The organism is Belnapia mucosa (assembly GCF_016775475.1).
Lineage (GTDB): Bacteria > Pseudomonadota > Alphaproteobacteria > Acetobacterales > Acetobacteraceae > Belnapia > Belnapia mucosa.
The window spans coordinates 276,450-292,824 of sequence record NZ_JAEUXJ010000004.1 but is presented as its reverse complement, the minus strand read 5'-3'; the positions used below and the strand labels follow the sequence as shown (position 1 = coordinate 292,824).

General features: G+C 70.1%; 17 protein-coding genes. 9 read left to right on the top strand and 8 right to left on the bottom strand.

Translation table 11 applies throughout. The features are described from left to right. The 3 genes from JMJ55_RS12325 to JMJ55_RS12315 are packed head-to-tail and all read left to right on the top strand — an operon-like array spanning position 1 to position 3,050. Positions 1-984: a CoA transferase gene (locus JMJ55_RS12325; protein ID WP_202825848.1), complete on the top strand. Its 984-nt coding sequence runs from the start codon at positions 1-3 to the stop codon at positions 982-984. Then, a complete protein-coding gene (locus JMJ55_RS12320; RefSeq protein WP_202825847.1) occupies positions 974-2,023 on the top strand; it encodes a CoA transferase in 1,050 nt (349 codons plus the stop codon). The genes JMJ55_RS12325 and JMJ55_RS12320 overlap by 11 nt, the downstream gene beginning before the upstream one ends. 43 nt (positions 2,024-2,066) lie before the next feature. Further along, complete coding sequence (locus JMJ55_RS12315) at positions 2,067-3,050, top strand: Bug family tripartite tricarboxylate transporter substrate binding protein (protein WP_202825846.1); 984 nt, start codon at positions 2,067-2,069, stop codon at positions 3,048-3,050. 15 nt (positions 3,051-3,065) lie between these two features. Here JMJ55_RS12315 and JMJ55_RS12310 read toward each other — a convergent pair whose 3' ends face one another. From JMJ55_RS12310 to JMJ55_RS12280, 7 genes are all read right to left on the bottom strand, one after another. Then, on the bottom strand, positions 3,066-3,557 hold the full coding sequence (locus JMJ55_RS12310; RefSeq protein WP_236033649.1) for a septal ring lytic transglycosylase RlpA family protein: 492 nt from the start codon (positions 3,555-3,557) through the stop codon (positions 3,066-3,068). Positions 3,558-3,638: 81 nt separating this feature from the next. Further along, complete coding sequence (locus JMJ55_RS12305) at positions 3,639-5,300, bottom strand: response regulator (RefSeq protein WP_236033648.1); 1,662 nt, start codon at positions 5,298-5,300, stop codon at positions 3,639-3,641. Further along, a complete protein-coding gene (locus tag JMJ55_RS12300; RefSeq protein ID WP_202825845.1) occupies positions 5,297-7,063 on the bottom strand; it encodes an ATP-binding protein in 1,767 nt (588 codons plus the stop codon). Before JMJ55_RS12300 ends, JMJ55_RS12305 begins: the two co-directional genes overlap by 4 nt. Then, positions 7,060-8,064, bottom strand: a complete 1,005-nt coding sequence (locus tag JMJ55_RS12295) for an ATP-binding SpoIIE family protein phosphatase (RefSeq protein WP_202825844.1) — start codon at positions 8,062-8,064, stop codon at positions 7,060-7,062. The genes JMJ55_RS12300 and JMJ55_RS12295 overlap by 4 nt, the downstream gene beginning before the upstream one ends. A gap of 2 nt (positions 8,065-8,066) precedes the next feature. Next, positions 8,067-8,471 (bottom strand): anti-sigma regulatory factor, encoded by a 405-nt coding sequence (locus JMJ55_RS12290; protein ID WP_202825843.1) that lies wholly within the window; start codon positions 8,469-8,471, stop codon positions 8,067-8,069. Then, entirely contained in the window at positions 8,452-8,859 is a 408-nt protein-coding gene (locus JMJ55_RS12285) for an STAS domain-containing protein (RefSeq protein WP_202825842.1), read from the bottom strand. Before JMJ55_RS12285 ends, JMJ55_RS12290 begins: the two co-directional genes overlap by 20 nt. Before the next feature lie 15 nt (positions 8,860-8,874). Further along, entirely contained in the window at positions 8,875-9,771 is an 897-nt protein-coding gene (locus tag JMJ55_RS12280; RefSeq protein ID WP_202825841.1) for an STAS domain-containing protein, read from the bottom strand. A 264-nt stretch (positions 9,772-10,035) separates the two neighbouring features. Between JMJ55_RS12280 and JMJ55_RS12275 the strand changes: the two genes are divergently transcribed. From JMJ55_RS12275 to JMJ55_RS12255, 5 genes are all read left to right on the top strand, one after another. Further along, positions 10,036-10,629: a carboxymuconolactone decarboxylase family protein gene (locus tag JMJ55_RS12275; protein WP_202825840.1), complete on the top strand. Its 594-nt coding sequence runs from the start codon at positions 10,036-10,038 to the stop codon at positions 10,627-10,629. 49 nt (positions 10,630-10,678) lie between these two features. Then, positions 10,679-11,458: an enoyl-CoA hydratase/isomerase family protein gene (locus JMJ55_RS12270; RefSeq protein WP_202825839.1), complete on the top strand. Its 780-nt coding sequence runs from the start codon at positions 10,679-10,681 to the stop codon at positions 11,456-11,458. A gap of 60 nt (positions 11,459-11,518) precedes the next feature. Further along, positions 11,519-12,235: a dioxygenase family protein gene (locus tag JMJ55_RS12265; RefSeq protein WP_202825838.1), complete on the top strand. Its 717-nt coding sequence runs from the start codon at positions 11,519-11,521 to the stop codon at positions 12,233-12,235. Between the two features lie 11 nt (positions 12,236-12,246). Further along, positions 12,247-12,858 carry a protocatechuate 3,4-dioxygenase subunit alpha gene (pcaG, locus tag JMJ55_RS12260; RefSeq protein ID WP_202825837.1) on the top strand — a complete coding sequence of 204 codons (612 nt, stop codon included), beginning with the start codon at positions 12,247-12,249 and terminating at the stop codon, positions 12,856-12,858. A 129-nt stretch (positions 12,859-12,987) separates the two neighbouring features. Then, a complete protein-coding gene (locus JMJ55_RS12255) occupies positions 12,988-13,788 on the top strand; it encodes an SDR family NAD(P)-dependent oxidoreductase (RefSeq protein WP_202825836.1) in 801 nt (266 codons plus the stop codon). A 12-nt stretch (positions 13,789-13,800) separates the two neighbouring features. On the opposite strand, the gene JMJ55_RS12250 is transcribed toward JMJ55_RS12255, so the two are convergent. Further along, positions 13,801-14,151, bottom strand: coding sequence for a hypothetical protein (locus tag JMJ55_RS12250; RefSeq protein WP_202825835.1), 351 nt, complete (start codon positions 14,149-14,151; stop codon positions 13,801-13,803). A gap of 325 nt (positions 14,152-14,476) precedes the next feature. Between JMJ55_RS12250 and JMJ55_RS12245 the strand changes: the two genes are divergently transcribed. Further along, positions 14,477-16,336 (top strand): ribonucleoside-diphosphate reductase subunit alpha, encoded by a 1,860-nt coding sequence (locus JMJ55_RS12245; protein ID WP_202825834.1) that lies wholly within the window; start codon positions 14,477-14,479, stop codon positions 16,334-16,336. Positions 16,337-16,375: the final 39 nt, after the last annotated feature.

Here is a 16,375-nt window from a genome sequence, read left to right as displayed (position 1 = left end):
ATGGTGGCGCCGCTCGCGGGGAAACGGGTGCTGGACCTTGGCGCCTTCTGCGCCCAGCGGCCGCATGGGTTGGCGGCCGCCATGGCCGCGCGCCTCTGCGCCGCCTATGGGGCGGAGGTGGTGCGGCCGCTGCCGGCGGGCGGCGAGCCGCTGGCCACGCAGCCGCCGCTGCTGCCCGGTGGGGGCTCGGCGCTCGACCGGTTCCTCAATGCCGGCAAGCGGCGCGGGCCGACGAGCGGCCGCTTCGACATGGCGATCGGCGATAGCGGGGCCCTGGAGGCGCAGGCCGATGCGGTGCCGATCCGCGCCCGGATCTCGGTCTTCGGCCCCGGCGACGATCCGCCGATGAGCGAGCTCGGCCTGCTCGCCCTCTCGGGCCTCCTTGGCATCGTCGGCGAGGCAGGCGGGCCGCCGGCACGGCTGGCCGGGCATCAGGTGGCCTATGCCGCCGGCCTGGCGGCCTGCACCGGCCTGCTCGCGGCGCTGCGGGCCGGTGGGGAGGAGGTGGTGGATGTCTCGCTCTTCGACGTCACCGCCTGGCTGAACTGGAAGGTCGCGGCCGGAGTCCTGGTGCTCGGCGCCGCGCCGACCCGCGGCAATGCCCGCAACAACTGGCACACCATGCCGGCCAGCGACGGCCATGTCGCCCTGGTCTTTCAGGACAAGGACTGGCCGGCGCTGCGCAACATGCTCGGCGACGAACGGTTGCAGGCGCCGCGCTTCGCCACCGCCGCCGGCCGGGCCGAGCACCGCCCCGAATTTCTCAGCGTTATCACCCCCTGGTTCACCGCGCGCAGCCGGGCGGAGATCACTGCCGCCGCCCAGGCCCGGCGCATTCCGATCGGCCCGGTCCTGGCTCCGGTGGAATTGCTGCGCGATCCGCAGAATCAGGCGCGCGGCTTCCTGGCGCCGGACGGCACGCCAGGGCTGCCGCTGTCCTGGAACGGCGCGCGCATCCAGCCGGAGGCCGCCGATGCCGCCTGACGCCGCCCTGCCGCTCGCCGGCATCCGCGTGGTCGATCTCGGCTGGCTGACCGCCGGCGCCGCTTCCTCGACCCTGCTGCTCGATCTCGGCGCCGAGGTGGTCAAGGTGGAGGGGCCGGGCGCGCTCGATCCCTTCCGCAACTGGGACGGGGCGGATCCGGACACCGACTGGTGGAATCGCTCGCCGGCCTATGGCTTCACCAATCGCGGCAAGCAGTCGGTCTGCCTCGACCTCAAACACCCGCGCGGGCGCGAGGTGCTGCTGCGGCTGCTGGCCGGGGCGGATGTGCTGATCGAGAATTACCGGCGCGGCGTGCTGGCCCAATGGGGGCTCGGCGTCGAGGATCTGCGCCGCCGCTTCCCGCGCCTCATCATCGCCAGCGTCTCCAGCCAGGGCGAGGACGGACCGGACCGCGACATGGTCTCCTTCGGCTCGACGCTCGAGGCGACGGGCGGCCTGGCGGCGCTGACCGGCGCCGGCGAGGCCCCGGTGATCACCGGCCGCGACGTGAATTACCCGGACCAAGTGGTCTGCCTCTTCGCCGCCGGCGCCGTCCTCGCGGCGCTGCTGGAGCGGGATCGCACGGGAGAGGGCGCGCATCTCGACCTCTCCCAGCGCGAGCTGACCAGCTTCCTGCTCGGCGAGGAGCTGATCGCTGCAGCGGCGGGCACGCCCTCGCCCCGCCATGGCAATGCCGATCCGGCGGACCCGGCGGAGCGCGTGGTGCCGGATGGCGCGGGGGGCTGGCGGGCCGAATGGAGCGGCGGCAGCGCACCGGTGCGCGACGGCATGGCCCTGGCCGCGGCCGAGGATTTCGCCAGCGGCACCGCCGTGCTGCGCAGCCCGGATGGCAGGCCGGCCAAGGGCATCCCCTTCCGCCTCAGCCGACGCCCGCTCTCGGTGCGGGAGGCCTGCCATGGCCTCGGCGCCGACAACCGGGCGGTGCTGCGCGCCACTGGCCTGGCCGAGGAGGAGATCGCCGGGCTGGAGGAGGCGGGCCTGCTGGCCACCGGCCCCCGGAAGCCCCGCCGCGACTGAACGACAACCGGCAGAAGCCGGAAGAACCCAGGAGGAACCGTCCATGCACCCCGTCCAGACTCCGTCCCTTGCGCGACGGAGCATGCTGTCGCTCGCCGCCGCCCTGGCCTGGGCCGGCGCCGCCCGCGCCGAGACCTACCCTTCACGGCCGATCCGCCTCGTCGTGCCCTTCACCCCGGGCGGCGGCACCGACAATCTCGGCCGCCTCGTCGCCCGCGCGCTATCGGAGCGGCTGGGCCAGACAGTGGTGATCGAGAATCGCGGTGGTGCCGGTGGCAATATCGGCCAGGCTGCCGTGGCGCAGGCGGCGCCGGATGGCTACACGACGCTGTTCACGGGCAATGGGATCGCCATCAGCGACCTGCTGTTCCGCAATCCCGGCTTCGACTGGAAGCGGGACTTCGTGCATATCGCGCGCTTCGCCAGCACGCCGATGCTGCTGGTGGTGAACACCGCCGTGCCGGTGCGCAACCTGGCGGAATTCATCGCCTATGCCCGCGCCAATCCCGGCAAGCTCAACCACGGGACGCCGGGGGCCGGGACCGCGCAGCACCTGGCCGCGGCGCTGTTCGATGACCTGGCAGGCACCCGGATCGTGCATGTCCCCTATCGCGGCACCGGCCCTTCCGTCACCGGCCTGCTGACCGGCGAGGTGGAGGTGATGTTCGCCTCCGTCAGCGCGGTCGAGACGCTGATCCGCGAGGGCAAGGTGCGGGCCCTGGCCAATACCGCCGCCGAGCGGGCCCGCGCCTGGCCCGAGCTGCCCACGATCGGCGAGGCGCTGCCGGGCTATGCGGCGGAGCTGTGGTACACCTTCGCCACGCCGGCCCAGACCCCGGCGCCGATCGTGACGACGCTGGAGACCGCGGCGCGCGAGGTCATGGCGGACGAGGCCTTCCGCACCCTGCTGATGGAACGCGGCTTCGATCCCGCCTATCTCGGCCGCGCCGAGCTGAGCGCGGCGCTGGAGGCTGACCGGCGCCGCTGGGAGCCGGTCCTGCAGCGCACGGGGATCAGCCCGGAATAGCGCCGGGCCGGGCCCTCAGCGCCTGGCCTGGCTCCGTCCGCCCGCCGCGGCGCCCGGGCGGATGGAGCCATCCGGCTGGGGCACCTCGACCGGGGCGATCTCCACCGGCGCGACGCCGTCACGGCGCATGCCGAGCTGGTCGGCGACCCGCGGGCTGACATCGAGGTTCCGACCGGGGACATAGGGGCCGCGATCCTCGACCCGGACCGTGGCCGAGCGCCCATTCTCCCGGTTGGTCACCCGCGCGGTCGTGCCGAGCGGCAGGGTCTTGCTGGCCGCGACGGGGGCATCCAGCCGGAAGGGGCGGCCATTCGCCATGCGGCGACCGTTGAACTGCTGGCCGTAATAGGAAGCCCGGCCCTGCTGGACCCGTCCGGAATGGTCCCCGGCATTGGCTGCGGCGCCAGGCCGCGGCTCGGCGCGCAGGGCTGGCTCCTCGGCACGGGTCGGGCCGGCCATGGCCAGGGTCGATACTGCGACCATCGCCGCAAGCAGTGTCCGCGTCATGAACCTCAGCTCCTCGCATGGGCGTATCACGACGCCCGAGACGGGGCTTGGTTCATTATCCAAATCGGTTGCAGCGGCCGGTCAGGCGCCTTCAACCAGGGCGCGGATGCGCGCCGCCAGCGCATCCAGGGTGAAGGGCTTGGTGACCAGGGCCATGCCTTCCTTCAGGACGCCGGGGCCGAAGGCCGCCGTCTCGGCATAGCCGGTGATGAAGAGAACCTTGAGGCCGGGCCGCCGCTCGCGGGCCGCATCGGCCAGCTGGCGCCCGTTGATGCCGCCCGGCAGGCCGACATCCGTCACCAGCAGGTCGATCCGGGGTTCGGATTGCAGGATGCGGAGGCCTGCGGGACCATCCGCTGCCTCCAGCGCCGCATAGCCCAGTTCCCGCAGCGTATCGACGACGAGCATGCGCACCACCGGCTCGTCATCGACGATGAGCACGGTGCGGCCCGAACCGGCATGCGGCGTGTCCGCGGCGGTGGCGAGGGAGGTAATCGGCGTATCCGTCGCCTCGCCATGGTGGCGCGGCAGGTAGATGCTGACCGTGGTGCCCTGGCCAAGCTCGGACTGGATGCGGGCATGCCCGCCGGATTGCTTGACGAAGCCGTAGAGCTGGCTGAGGCCGAGCCCCGTGCCCTCTCCCACCGGCTTGGTGGTGAAGAAGGGATCGAAGGCCCGTGTCACCACCTCGGGCGGCATGCCGGTGCCTGTATCGGTGACGCTCAGGGTGACATAGGGCCCGGCCGCGATCTCGGCCTGGGCGGCATAGGTCCCGTCGAGCAGGGTATTTTCCGTCCGGATCGTCAGCCGGCCGCCATCGGGCATCGCGTCTCGGGCATTGATCGCCAGGTTGAGCAGGGCATTTTCCAGCTGGTTCGCGTCGCAGAGCGCCAGCCAGAGATCGCCGGCCAGCACCGTCTCCATCCGGACCCCGGGCCCGACGGTCCGCCGCACCAGTTCCTCCATCGAGGCGACGAGCACGTTCACATCGACCGGCTTGGGGTCAAGCGGCTGGCGGCGCGCGAAGGCCAGCAGCCGATGCGTCAGCGCCGCCGCGCGCCGGGCGGAGGCGACCGCCGCATCGGCATAGCGACCGACCTCGGCGACCCGGCCCTCGGCGATCCGCGTCTTCAGCAGGCCGAGGCCGCCGACGATGCCGGTCAGCAGGTTGTTGAAGTCATGCGCGATGCCGCCGGTGAGGTGGCCGATCGCCTCCATCTTCTGCGCCTGGCGCAGCGCCTCCTCGGCCTTGCTGCGCTCCTCGATCTCGGCGCGCAGCCGCTCATTGGCCGCCGCGAGCTCGGCGGTGCGCGCCTGGACCCGCTCCTCCAGCGTCGCATTCAGCCGGCGCAGCGCATCCTCGGCGCGGCGCAGCCGCAGCAGCGCCTCGACAGCCGCCACGAGCTCGGCCGGCTCGACCGGCTCCGTCATGTAGGAGTCGGCGCCGCTGTCCAGCCCCCGCACCCGGTCGGCCACCTCGATGAAGGAGGCCGAGGTCTGGAGGACCAGCGTGCCGGGGAAGTCGCGCTTGATGATCCGACAGACCTCGAGCCCGCTCATATCCGGCAGCTTGACGTCCAGCAGCGCCACGACCGGCCGCGCCGCCTCCATCTGCCGCAGAGCCTCGGCGCCGGTCCCCGCTTCGACCACCGTGAATCCGGCCCGCCGCAGCGTCCGGGTCTTGGCGTAGCGGATGGCCTCGGTGTCATCGACGTTCAGAATCGTTTCGGAGGGCGATGTCATGGCGCGTTCTCGCCCGCCCGCAGCGCCGCGGCCAGCGCCGAGAGCACCTGATCCCTCGAGAGTGAAGCCTTGGGCAGGATGCCCGTCGCGCGGTCCAGCCTCCGGTAGTCCGGCGCCTCGAGAACGGAGGAGGTGCAGATCAGGACCGGGATCGGCCGCGTCGCCTCATCCTCGCCGAGCCGGCGCAGCACCTCGAACCCGTCGAGGCCCGGCAGGCGGAGATCGAGCAGGACGAGGTCCGGCCGGTCCTCGCGCGCGCGCCGCAGCCCCTCGGTGCCGTCCACCGCCTCGATCACCTCGGCGCCGGGATAGGTGCTGGCGAATTGCCGCAGCACGTAGCGGGAGGCATCCTCGTCGTCGACGACGAGGATGCGTGGGCCATTGCCCCGGCGGGGCGCCGGATCGACCGGAACAGGACCCGTGCCCGGCAGGCGATCCGGGATGGTGAGCGAGAAGGTCGAACCCTGGCCGGGCTCGCTCTGGACCGTCAGCTCGCCGCCGAGCAGCTCGGCCAGCCGCCGCGACAGCGAGAGGCCGAGCCCGGTGCCCTTCACCTTGGCCTGGAGGCGATTCTCGACCTGCACGAATTCGGAGAAGATTCGCTCCTGGTCCTCGGGCGTGATGCCGATGCCGGTGTCGCGCACCGCGAAGGTGTAGCGCCTGGTGGCGGCGTCGTGATGCGCGGTGACCTGCACCGAGCCCGCTTCGGTGAATTTCAGCGCGTTCGAGACGAGGTTGCGCAGGATCTGCGAGACCTTGCCCTCATCGGTGAAGAGCGGCGCGGTATGGCCGATATCGTGGAAGACCAACTCGACCGCATCGCTGGTCTGCAGCGGCTTCAGCACGCCACGCAGCGCGCCGAACAGCTCCGCCACCGTGAAGGCGCGCGGCTGCAGCTCCACCTTGCCGGCCTCGACCTTGGCGATGTCGAGCAGGTCGTTCACCAGATCCGTCAGGTTCTGGGCGGAGCGGAGGATGTAGCCGACCTGGCGTTCCTGCTCCGGCGCCAGCTCGCCATCGGTGCGGTCAAGGAGAAGGCGCGACAAGGCCAGGATGGAATTCAGCGGGGTGCGGAATTCGTGGCTCATGTCGGAGAGGAAGCGGCTCTTCAGCTCGCTCGCCCGCCGGAGCTCCTCCGCCCGCTGGTCCAGCTCGGCATAGAGGGCGACCACGCCGCGATTGGTGTCCTCCAGTTCGAGATTGAGGCGGGCCAGGTCGTCCTGCCGGGTGCGCAGCTCGGACAGGCTGGCCAGGAGCTCGCGGTTCTGCTCGCGGGTCTCGGCCAGCGTGTCCGGCGTGCCCTCCGCGGTGAGGGTCGCGGCGATGGCGCCCAGATCCTCGCGGCGGATCGTCCTGCCGCGCGGCAGCCGCTTCGAGAAGCGCACAACGGTCCCGCCCTGGCGGGAGGACTCGATCTGGAAGCTATCCATCAGCCGCCGCGTGCCGAGGATGCCGATGCCCATGCCCGAGGCGGATTGGTGCCGGCCCTCGAGCACCGCGTCGAGATCGGCGATGCCCGGGCCGCGATCCGCCACGCGGATGCAGAGGCTCTGCACCCCGTCTACCGTCTCGATGCTGAATTCGACCCGCCCGCCGCCGGCATAGACCACTGCGTTGCGGGCGATCTCGGACACCGCGGTGGCGATGCGCGACTGGTCCTGGGTGTCGTGGCCGAGAAGCTGGGCCAGCCGCCGCGCCCGCTGGCGGGCGATGACCACATCCTCCTCCCGTTCGATCGCCAGGGCGATGAGCGGCCAGGTCATGGCGCTGCGGCCCGCAGGACCGCCACGGTCAGGTCATCGGTGCCGCGGGCGAAGTCGCGGCAGAGGACGCCGGCGATCAGCAGCGGGTCCCGGCTGGCGAGTCCCGGATAGCGGTCCAGCGACCAGGAGGTGCCGAGCCCATCCGAGCACAACACGATCAGGGACAGGCCCAGGACCGGGTAGCGGAATTCCTGGATGCTGCGGGCCGTATGCCCGGCCGTGCCATTCAGCGAGACCATCCGTCGGACTCCGTCCGCCGCCACGATCGTCCCGGCGATGTTGCCGATGCCGCCATAGGCGACCACGCGCGCCGCAAGGTCAAGGCGTGCGATGGCGACCGCCGCACCGCGGGTCGGGCGCAAGCCGCCATGGACCGAACGGAGCACCTCGGTCGGCGCGGCGAGCGGGGCGCGGCGGAACAGGCGGATGGCTTCCCGCGACGCCTCCGCCGCGAGCGGCCCATGGCCCAGGCCATCGGCAACGAAGAGGGCGGCGGTCTCGGCCCCCAGCTCGAAGGCCCAGGCATCGCCGGAGACCTCCTCGCCGGGCTTGGGCAGGTTGACCGCGGCGCAGGAGACGGCGGCAGGGGGTAAGGCGGCACGCCCGCGCCGCAGCCGGGCCAGGATCGCGGTACCCGATCCGGGCGCCGAGTGGATGTCGAAATTCTCCGATTGCCGGATGATGGCACCGAGGCCGGTGCCCGGCGTGCCGGCGGTGGAGAAGCCATCCCGCAGGCAGGCGGCGATATCCGTCATGCCCGGGCCGCGATCGAGGGCCAGCAGCTCCACGACGGGGGCTTCCCCGGGCCCATCCGGCGCCTGGCTGCCGACGAGGAGCTGGCCGCCGCGCCCATGCCGCACCAGATTGCCCGCAAGTTCGGTCGCCACCAGCGCGACGCGCCCCTGATCGACCTCGCCGAAGCCGACCGCGCGCGCGACGGTGGCCGCGATGCGCCGGGCGGCGGCGACCTGTGACGGATCGGCGACGGTGAGGCTCTGCATGCTCAGCGCCACCGCGCGATCGTCACGCGAGTCCCCTTGCCTGCCTCGGTCTCGATCCGGAATTCATTGCACAGGCGCTTGGAGCCGCCCAGCCCCAGCCCCAGGCCCCGGCCGGTGGTGAAGCCGTCGCTCAGCGCCTGCTCCACATCGGGGATTCCCGGACCCTGGTCCTCGAAGATGATCCTGACGCCGCGGCGCATCGGTTCCTGCACCAGCTCGATGCGTGCCGTGCCGCCGCCGCCATAGTCGAGGGTGTTGCGCGCCAGCTCGCTCGCCGCGGTGATGATCTTGGTCTGGTCGACGAGGCTCAGCCCGGCCTTGGATGCCGCCGTTCGGACCCCCTGCCGGACGCGAACCACGTCGTCGCCCGTCCGGATGGCCAGGACCTCACTCGTCACCGTGGACATCGGGGGCGTCCGCCGCTCCGTCCCGATCCGCCTCGGCGACGCGGCGGCTGATCAGGGCCATGCCGCGTTCGGCATTCAGGGCGGTGCGCACGCCGGGCAGCGACAGGCCCAGTTCGACAAGGGTGATCGCAACCGCCGGACGCATCCCAACCACCACGGTATCCGCATCCAACATGCGCGAAACGCCGGCGATGTTAGCGAGGGTGCGGCCGATGAAGCTGTCCACGATTTCGAGAGCCGAAATGTCGATCAGCACGCCCTTCGCGCCGGATGACACGATCTTCTGGGTCAGATCCTCCTCGAGCGCCATGGCCAGGCGGTCATGCATGTCCACCTGGATCGTGACCAGCAGCGAGTGGCCAAGCTTGAGGATCGGGATGCGGTCCATGATGCCCGGGCCGGCCTAGGTCAGCGCGCCCGGATAGGCCCCGGTGGACCGGGGCTGTCCGGAGCCGCCCGACCGGATCGGCACGACGGTCCGACCGATGCGCGTCAGCGCCAGGGCGAAGGCATCGGCGAGGCTGGCCTTGGAGACGACGTTCAACTCGACGCCCAGATGCACCATGGTCTGCGCGATCTGCGGCCGGATGCCGCTGACGATGCAGTCCGCGCCCATGAGGCGGGCCGCCGCCACGGTCTTGAGCAGATGCTGGGCCACGAGCGTGTCCACCGTGGGCACGCCGGTGATGTCAATGATGGCGATCTCCGCCCCGTTGTCGACGATGCTCTGCAGCAGGTTCTCCATCACGACCTGCGTGCGGGCGCTGTCGAGCGTGCCGATCAGCGGCAGGGCGAGGATGCCGTTCCAGAGCTTCACCACCGGGGTGGACAGCTCGGAGATCTCATCCTGCTGGCGCTGGATGATCTCCTCGCGACTCTTCTGGAAGACCTCGATCGTATGCAGGCCGAGCTGGTCCAGCAATTCGGTCAGCGTCCAGGTATCGCGCGCGAGCGCCTCGCCGTCGCTGCCATGCGCCGCGCGAATTTCCTCGAACAGCGGCAGCTTGAGCGAGAAGACGAAGGTCGCGGTCTCGGACGGGGAGAAACCCAGCAGGGCGCGCGAGCGGGAGATCGAGCTCAGCATGTCGCGCAGCCGCGCGCTCCCGGTGGAGGAGGTGTCGCCGCCGCTCATCGATTCGCGCAGCGCACGCAGGAAATCGCGGGCCTGGGTCTCGATCTCGGTACGGCTGATCCGACCATCCGCCGTCGCACCGGCCAGCGTGCTCAGCCAGGCGGCAAGGATCTTGTCTTCCCGGCTGGCGAGCAGGCCGGCCAGGGCGGTAACCGCTTTGGATGCCATGGGCCGCCGATCCCCCTCTGCGCTGCAATCGCGGTCGAGGCGAGCAATCGGGCCTAGCGATTGAACTGTCAATGGGTGTTGATACCATTCGTTACTATCTGGGTAAGCTGTAACCCTTGGCATCTACCATCCCGGCCCTATGGCGCCCTCCCCGACTGGATTGGGGGCGGCAGATGACTTAAGCCAGGGGACCCACCTATTTGCCCCGGCCGAATCGGCATCGTCCAGGGAAGCAGGCCGGCCTTTCAGGAAGGGACTCGTCCGATGGCGCCGCGCATCCCCCTGCCGACCCGCGCCGAACTGGATCCCGCCCAGCGCGAGGTCTGGGACCGCGTGGTCGCCGGCCCGCGCGGCGTGGTGATCGGCCCGCTGCGCGCCGCCATCCACAATGCCGAGTTGGCTGGCCGCTGGTCCGCGCTGGGCGAGGTGCTGCGCTTCGGCACCTCGCTGCCGAAGCGGTTGTCGGAACTGGCCATCTGCGTCACCGGACGGCGCTGGAGCAGCCAGGTCGAGTGGTTCGTCCATGCCCGCACCGCGGCGCAGGAGGGCATCGCCCCGGCGATCCTGGAGGCGATCGAGCGCGGCGCGCCACCCGTCTTCACCGATGCGGCCGAGGCCGTGGTGTACGACTTCGCCCGCGAGCTGCAGATGAATGGCCGCGTCTCGGACGCCACCTATGCGGCAGCGCGGGAAGCATTCGGCGTCCGCGGCACGGTCGAGCTCACCGCCCTGATCGGCTACTACACCATGGTCTCCATGACGCTGAATGCCCATGGCATCCCGCTGCCCGATGGCGAGCGGGAGCCGCTGGAGCCACCGCCACAAGGCCTCTTCACCCTGCCGGCGCGTGCGCCATGAGGCGTGGGCGCTGGACACGAATCATCGACGCCGCGGGGATCAGATCGGCATGAGCGAGACCTTCGAAACCCTGACGCTGGAGGTCGCCGACCATGTCGCGACCGTCACGCTGAACCGCCCGCCGGTGAACGCGCAGAACGCCGCCTTCCGCGAGGAGATCGTGCGCGTCTTCGACATGCTGCACGACCGCGAGGATGTCCGCGCCGTGGTGCTGACCGGCGCGGGTAAGGCCTTCAGCGCCGGCGCCGACCTGAAGGAGAGGCCGAACATCGCCGGCATCGCCGGGGCCTATCCGGCGCATAACCGCCGCGTCCGGGCCTCCTTCGACTGCATCATGGAATGCGGCAAGCCGGTCATCGCCGCCGTCAATGGCGCGGCGATCGGCGCCGGCTGCGTCCTGGCGCTGAGCTGCGACATCATCCTGGTCGCCGAGGAGGCCTATCTCTCGATGACCGAGGTCGATGTCGGCCTCGCCGGCGGAGTGCGGCATGTGCTGCGGCATTTCGGCCAGTCCGATGCGCGGCTGATGATCTATACCGCGCGGCGGATGACCGGGCCCGAGCTGCTGCGGATGAATGTCGCCTCGCTCTGCCTGCCGCGGGCGGAGCTGCTGGCCGCAGCCCAGGGCATCGGGCGGGAGATCGCCGGCAAGGTGCCGCTCGCGGTGCAGGCGGCGAAGCGGAGCTTCCAGGTCACCGAATATATGCCGCTGAATGACGGCTATAAATTCGAGCAGTCGCAGACCGTGGCGCTCGCTTCGACCGAGGATACGCAGGAAGCCTGGCGGGCCTTCGCGGAGAAGCGGAGGCCGGTCTTCAAGGGCCGCTGAAGGAGCAGTATCGTCACCGCTCCGGGCTTCAACCGGAATGACGGCCGAAGGACCAAGATCATGCCCCGTGACGAGGTGCCCGATCGCTTCGCCCCCTGGCCGCCCGGGATCGAGCCCGAGGTCCCGGTCCCCGGCTATCCGAATACCTGGACCCATACGCCCTCTCAGCCGCTGCATCGCCGGCCGGCAGGCCGGACGGAGGCGACCGGTCCGCTCGCCCTGCATCGCAAGCTGCCCTGCGGCGATGCCAATCTGGCGCAGCTGGCGCCGGGCCGGATCGCCATCGGCCAGCTCATGCACCTGTCGGGCCGGATCCTGGACGAGGATGGCAGGCCGGTCCGCGGCGCCGTCGTCGAGCTGTGGCAGGCCAATGCGGCCGGCCGCTACTTCCACCCGATCGACCAGCGCGACGCGCCGCTCGATCCCGATTTCATCGGCAATGGCCGGGTGCTGACCGATGAGGAAGGCCGCTACGCCTTCTTCACCATCAAGCCGGGCGCCTATCCCGTGCCGGTGAAGGAGACCTGGTGGCGCCCGCCGCATCTGCATTTCTCGGTCATTGGCCCTTCCTCGCTCTCGCGGCTCGTCACCCAGATGTATTTCGCGGGGGATCCGCTGAATGCCTATGACCGCATCCTGAATGCTGTCCCGGACGCCGCGGCGCGGGACCGGCTGATCGCCCGCCACCTGCCGCCGGAGGAGGTCGGCGACCGCTGGCTGGGCTTCACCCATGACATCGTGCTGCGCGGCCGCCACGCCACGCCAGCCACGCCATAGAGGAGGCGGCCATGCGTCCGAACGAGCCCCTGCCGCCGACCTCGCAGGCCACGATCGGCCCCTTCTTCCCCCGCACCTTCTTCCGCACGGGCGACAACGACCTGACCCGCGTCTCGGCGGAGGCGCAGCCGACCGCGCGCGGGGAGACGATCCTGCTGCGCGGCCGGGTGGTGCGCGAAGGCGGGGTGTCCTGCCTGAACATGATCCTGGAAGCCTGGCAGGCCGATGCGGACGGGCATTTCAACCATCCGCTCGACCCAGACCGGCACCTGGCCGATCCGGACTTCCTCGGCTGGGGTCGCGCCTGGACCGATGCGGAGGGGTGCTACGAGTTCCGCACCATCCTCCCGGGCGGCTTTGCCGATGCCACCGGCCCGCGGGCGCCGCATATCAACCTCACCGTCATGGGCGCCGGGCTGATGCGGCGCGTCCTCACCACCGTCTTCTTCCCCGATTTCGCGCCGGCGAACCATGCCGACCCGGTCCTGGCGCTGGTCCCGGAGGCGCAGCGGCCGCGCCTCCTGGCCTGCCCGGATGGCGAGGCGGATGGCATTCGCGTCTTCCGCTTCGACATCCTGCTGCGCGGCGGACCGGAGGAGGAAACGCCCTTCTTCGAGGAATAAGGCGCAAGGTCCCCGGTGCCGGCGGCCCGCTTCTCCGGCGTCATCGCTGCCTCGGGCGGCAGGTCCGGTCGGGAGGCATCGGCTTTCCTCCGGGCGTCATGTGGTCTCCAGCTGAGGAGAGGAAAACCGATGTCGCAGCGTTTCCAGGAGAAGGTCGCCCTCGTGACCGGGGCCGGCTGCGTCGGCCCGGGCTGGGGCAATGGCCGCGCCATCGCCGTGGGGCTGGCACGGGAGGGTGCCGTGGTGGTCGGGGTGGATCGCGCGCCGGAATCGATGGCGGAGACTGCCGAGCGCATCGCCGCCGAGGGCGGCCGCTTCGAGCCTTTGCCGCTCGACGTCACCGACGGCGCCGCCATTGCCCGGCTGGTGGCCGATATCACCGCCCGGCATGGCCGCATCGACGTGCTGGTGAACAATGTCGGCGGCTCCGCGGCCGGTGGCCCGGTGGAAATGGCCGAAGAGGTCTGGGACCTGCAGATCGACACCAACCTGAAGAGCGTCTTCCTCACCCTGAAGCATGTGCTGCCGGTGATGGAGCGGCAGGGCGGCGGGGCGGTGGTGAATCTGGCCTCGACCTCCGGCATCCGTTGGACCGGCGCGGCGCAGGTGGCCTATGCCGCCTCCAAGGCTGGGGTGATCCAGCTTTCGCGCGTCGTCGCGGTGCAATATGCGGCCAAGGGCATCCGCGTGAACACGGTGGTGCCGGGGCAGATGCACACGCCGATGGTGGAGGTCCGGCTGGCCGGCCAGCGTGCCGGCGGCGATGTCGAGGCACTGGTGAAGCAGCGCCTGTCCCGCATTCCCATGGGCTTCGCCGGCGACGGGCGGGACACCGCCAATGCGGTGCTGTTCCTCGTCTCCGACGAGGCGCGATTCGTGACCGGCACCGAACTCGTCGTCGATGGCGGCATGTCGGTCCGCTGCGGCTAGGCCAGCGGGTCGCTACTCGGTCGGCGGCGGCATCACCGGCAGGGCGGCCGTATAGGGCTCGATCCGCACCGTATCGTGGCGGAGGATGGCGATCCGGCCATTGGCAGCGAATCGCGTGCCGCCATCCGGGGCGCGGCCGACCGAATAGCGCCAGACCGTGAGCTGGTTGTAGCCAACCAGCGCGCGCGCCACCCGCTCCACCGCCAGGCCAGGGCCGAGCCGCTCCAGCTCGGCCGCAGTCATCCCGATCACCACCTCATCCCGCGGACCGATCACCTTGAAGAGGGTGACGGACGCCTGGGCCTCGGCTCGGCCGAGACATAAGGCGGTGAGGGCGACTCCAAGGAGGCTGCGGCGGATCATCGGCCATGTCTCCCATCCAGGCTCGTTGCAGGATGCGCGAGGCCGCCTCCGGCCGCAATCCGCCCCGCTCCGCCTGTGGATCATGGGGATATCGGGGATGAACCGGTCGGGGTGCGGTTGGTGCTTGACGGACTCAACCGTGATAACCGCTTATCCGTGAACGCAGAGCGAACATTGGCTGTATGCCTAGGGTTCCGGCCATTCGGTGCGCTGGGAACCGCCTACCTGATCTGGTGTTATCGGTGCAGTCCGGCTCCAACATCTTGTGTCGAGGCTCGGCAGCGGGCATGATTTCCTGCCGGGGGACGTGGAAGGGGATAGGGCGGTGTTCGATACGGTTCAGCTCGAGGGGCATCATCAGGTCCAGGTCAATCGTTCGCGCGACGCGTTGCTGACGGATTTCGGCAAGGCGACCCTGGACGACCGGTACCTGCTGCCCGGCGAGAGCTACCAGGATCTCTTCGCCCGCGTCGCCTCGGCCTTCGGCGACGATGCCGCGCACTCGCAGCGCATCTACGACTACATCTCGAAGCTCTGGTTCATGCCGGCGACGCCGGTGCTGTCCAATGGCGGCACCACCCGCGGCCTGCCGATCTCTTGCTTCCTGAACGAGGCGGATGACAGCCTCGATGGCATCGTCGGCCTCTGGAACGAGAATGTCTGGCTGGCCGCCAAGGGCGGCGGCATCGGCAGCTACTGGGGCAACCTGCGCGGCATCGGCGAGAAGGTCGGCCGCAACGGCAAGACCTCCGGCGTCGTCCCCTTCATCCGCGTCATGGACAGCCTGACCCTCGCCATTTCCCAGGGCTCGCTCCGCCGCGGCTCGGCCGCCGTCTACCTCCCCGTCAGCCATCCGGAAGTGGAGGAGTTCATCGAGATCCGTCGCCCGACCGGCGGCGACCCGAATCGCAAGGCGCTGAACCTGCACCATGGCCTGCTGGTGCCGGATGCCTTCATGCGCGCGGTCGAGAATGACGAGGAATGGCCACTGACCAGCCCGAAGGACGGCGCGATCATGCGCAAGATCTCGGCGCGGGCGCTGTGGATCCGCATCCTCACGGCGCGGATCGAGACCGGCGAGCCCTACCTGGTCTTCTCCGACCATGTGAACAAGGCGATGCCGGGGCACCACAAGCTGGCGGGGCTGGAGGTGAAGACCTCCAACCTCTGCTCCGAGATCACCCTGCCCACGGGGCGCGACCAGCATGGCCGGGACCGCACCGCGGTCTGTTGCCTCTCCTCCCTCAACCTCGAGACCTGGTTCGAGTGGAAGGACGACAAGCAGTTCATCCCGGATGTGATGCGCTTCCTCGACAACGTCCTGCAGAACTTCATCGACACCGCGCCCGACAGCATGGCGAAGGCGCGCTATTCGGCGATGCGCGAACGCTCCGTCGGCCTCGGCGTCATGGGCTTCCACAGCTTCCTCCAGGCGCAGAATGTGCCCTTCGAGAGCGTGGTGGCGAAGGTCTGGAACAAGCGGATGTTCAAGCACATCCGCGAGCAGGCCGATGTGGCCAGCCGCCAGCTCGCCGAGGAGCGCGGGCCTTGCCCGGATGCCGCCGAATACGGCTTCATGGAGCGCTTCTCGAACAAGATGGCGATCGCGCCGACGGCTTCGATCAGCATCATCTGCGGCGGCGCCTCCCCGGGGATCGAGCCGGTGGCGGCGAATGTCTACAACCACAAGACGCTGTCCGGCAGCTACATCGTCCGCAGCCCCTACCTCAAGAAGGTGCTGGCGAAGCACGGCCGCGACGATGAGGAAACCTGGACCAGCATCACGGTCCGCAAGGGCAGTGTGCAGCACCTGGACTTCCTGACCGAGCAGGAGCGCGCCACCTTCAAGACCGCCTTCGAGCTCGACCAGCGCTGGGTGGTGGAGCATGCGGCCGACCGCGCGCCCTTCATCTGCCAGAGCCAGTCGGTGAACCTCTTCCTGCCCGCCAATATCCACAAGCGGGACCTGCACCAGATCCATATGATGGCCTGGAAGCGGGGGGTGAAGTCGCTCTATTACTGCCGGAGCCTGTCGATCCAGCGGGCGGATACGATCAGCGAGAAGGTCGTCGGCCAGGGCGACATCATGGCCGCGCATGTGGCGACCGCAGCCGATGCGGCGCTGCCGCTGGTGGCCGCCGTGGCGAATGCGACGAATTACGAGGAGTGCCTGGCCTGCCAATAGGCGGCCAGCACCCTATCTCCGGCACGCACTGAAACTTTG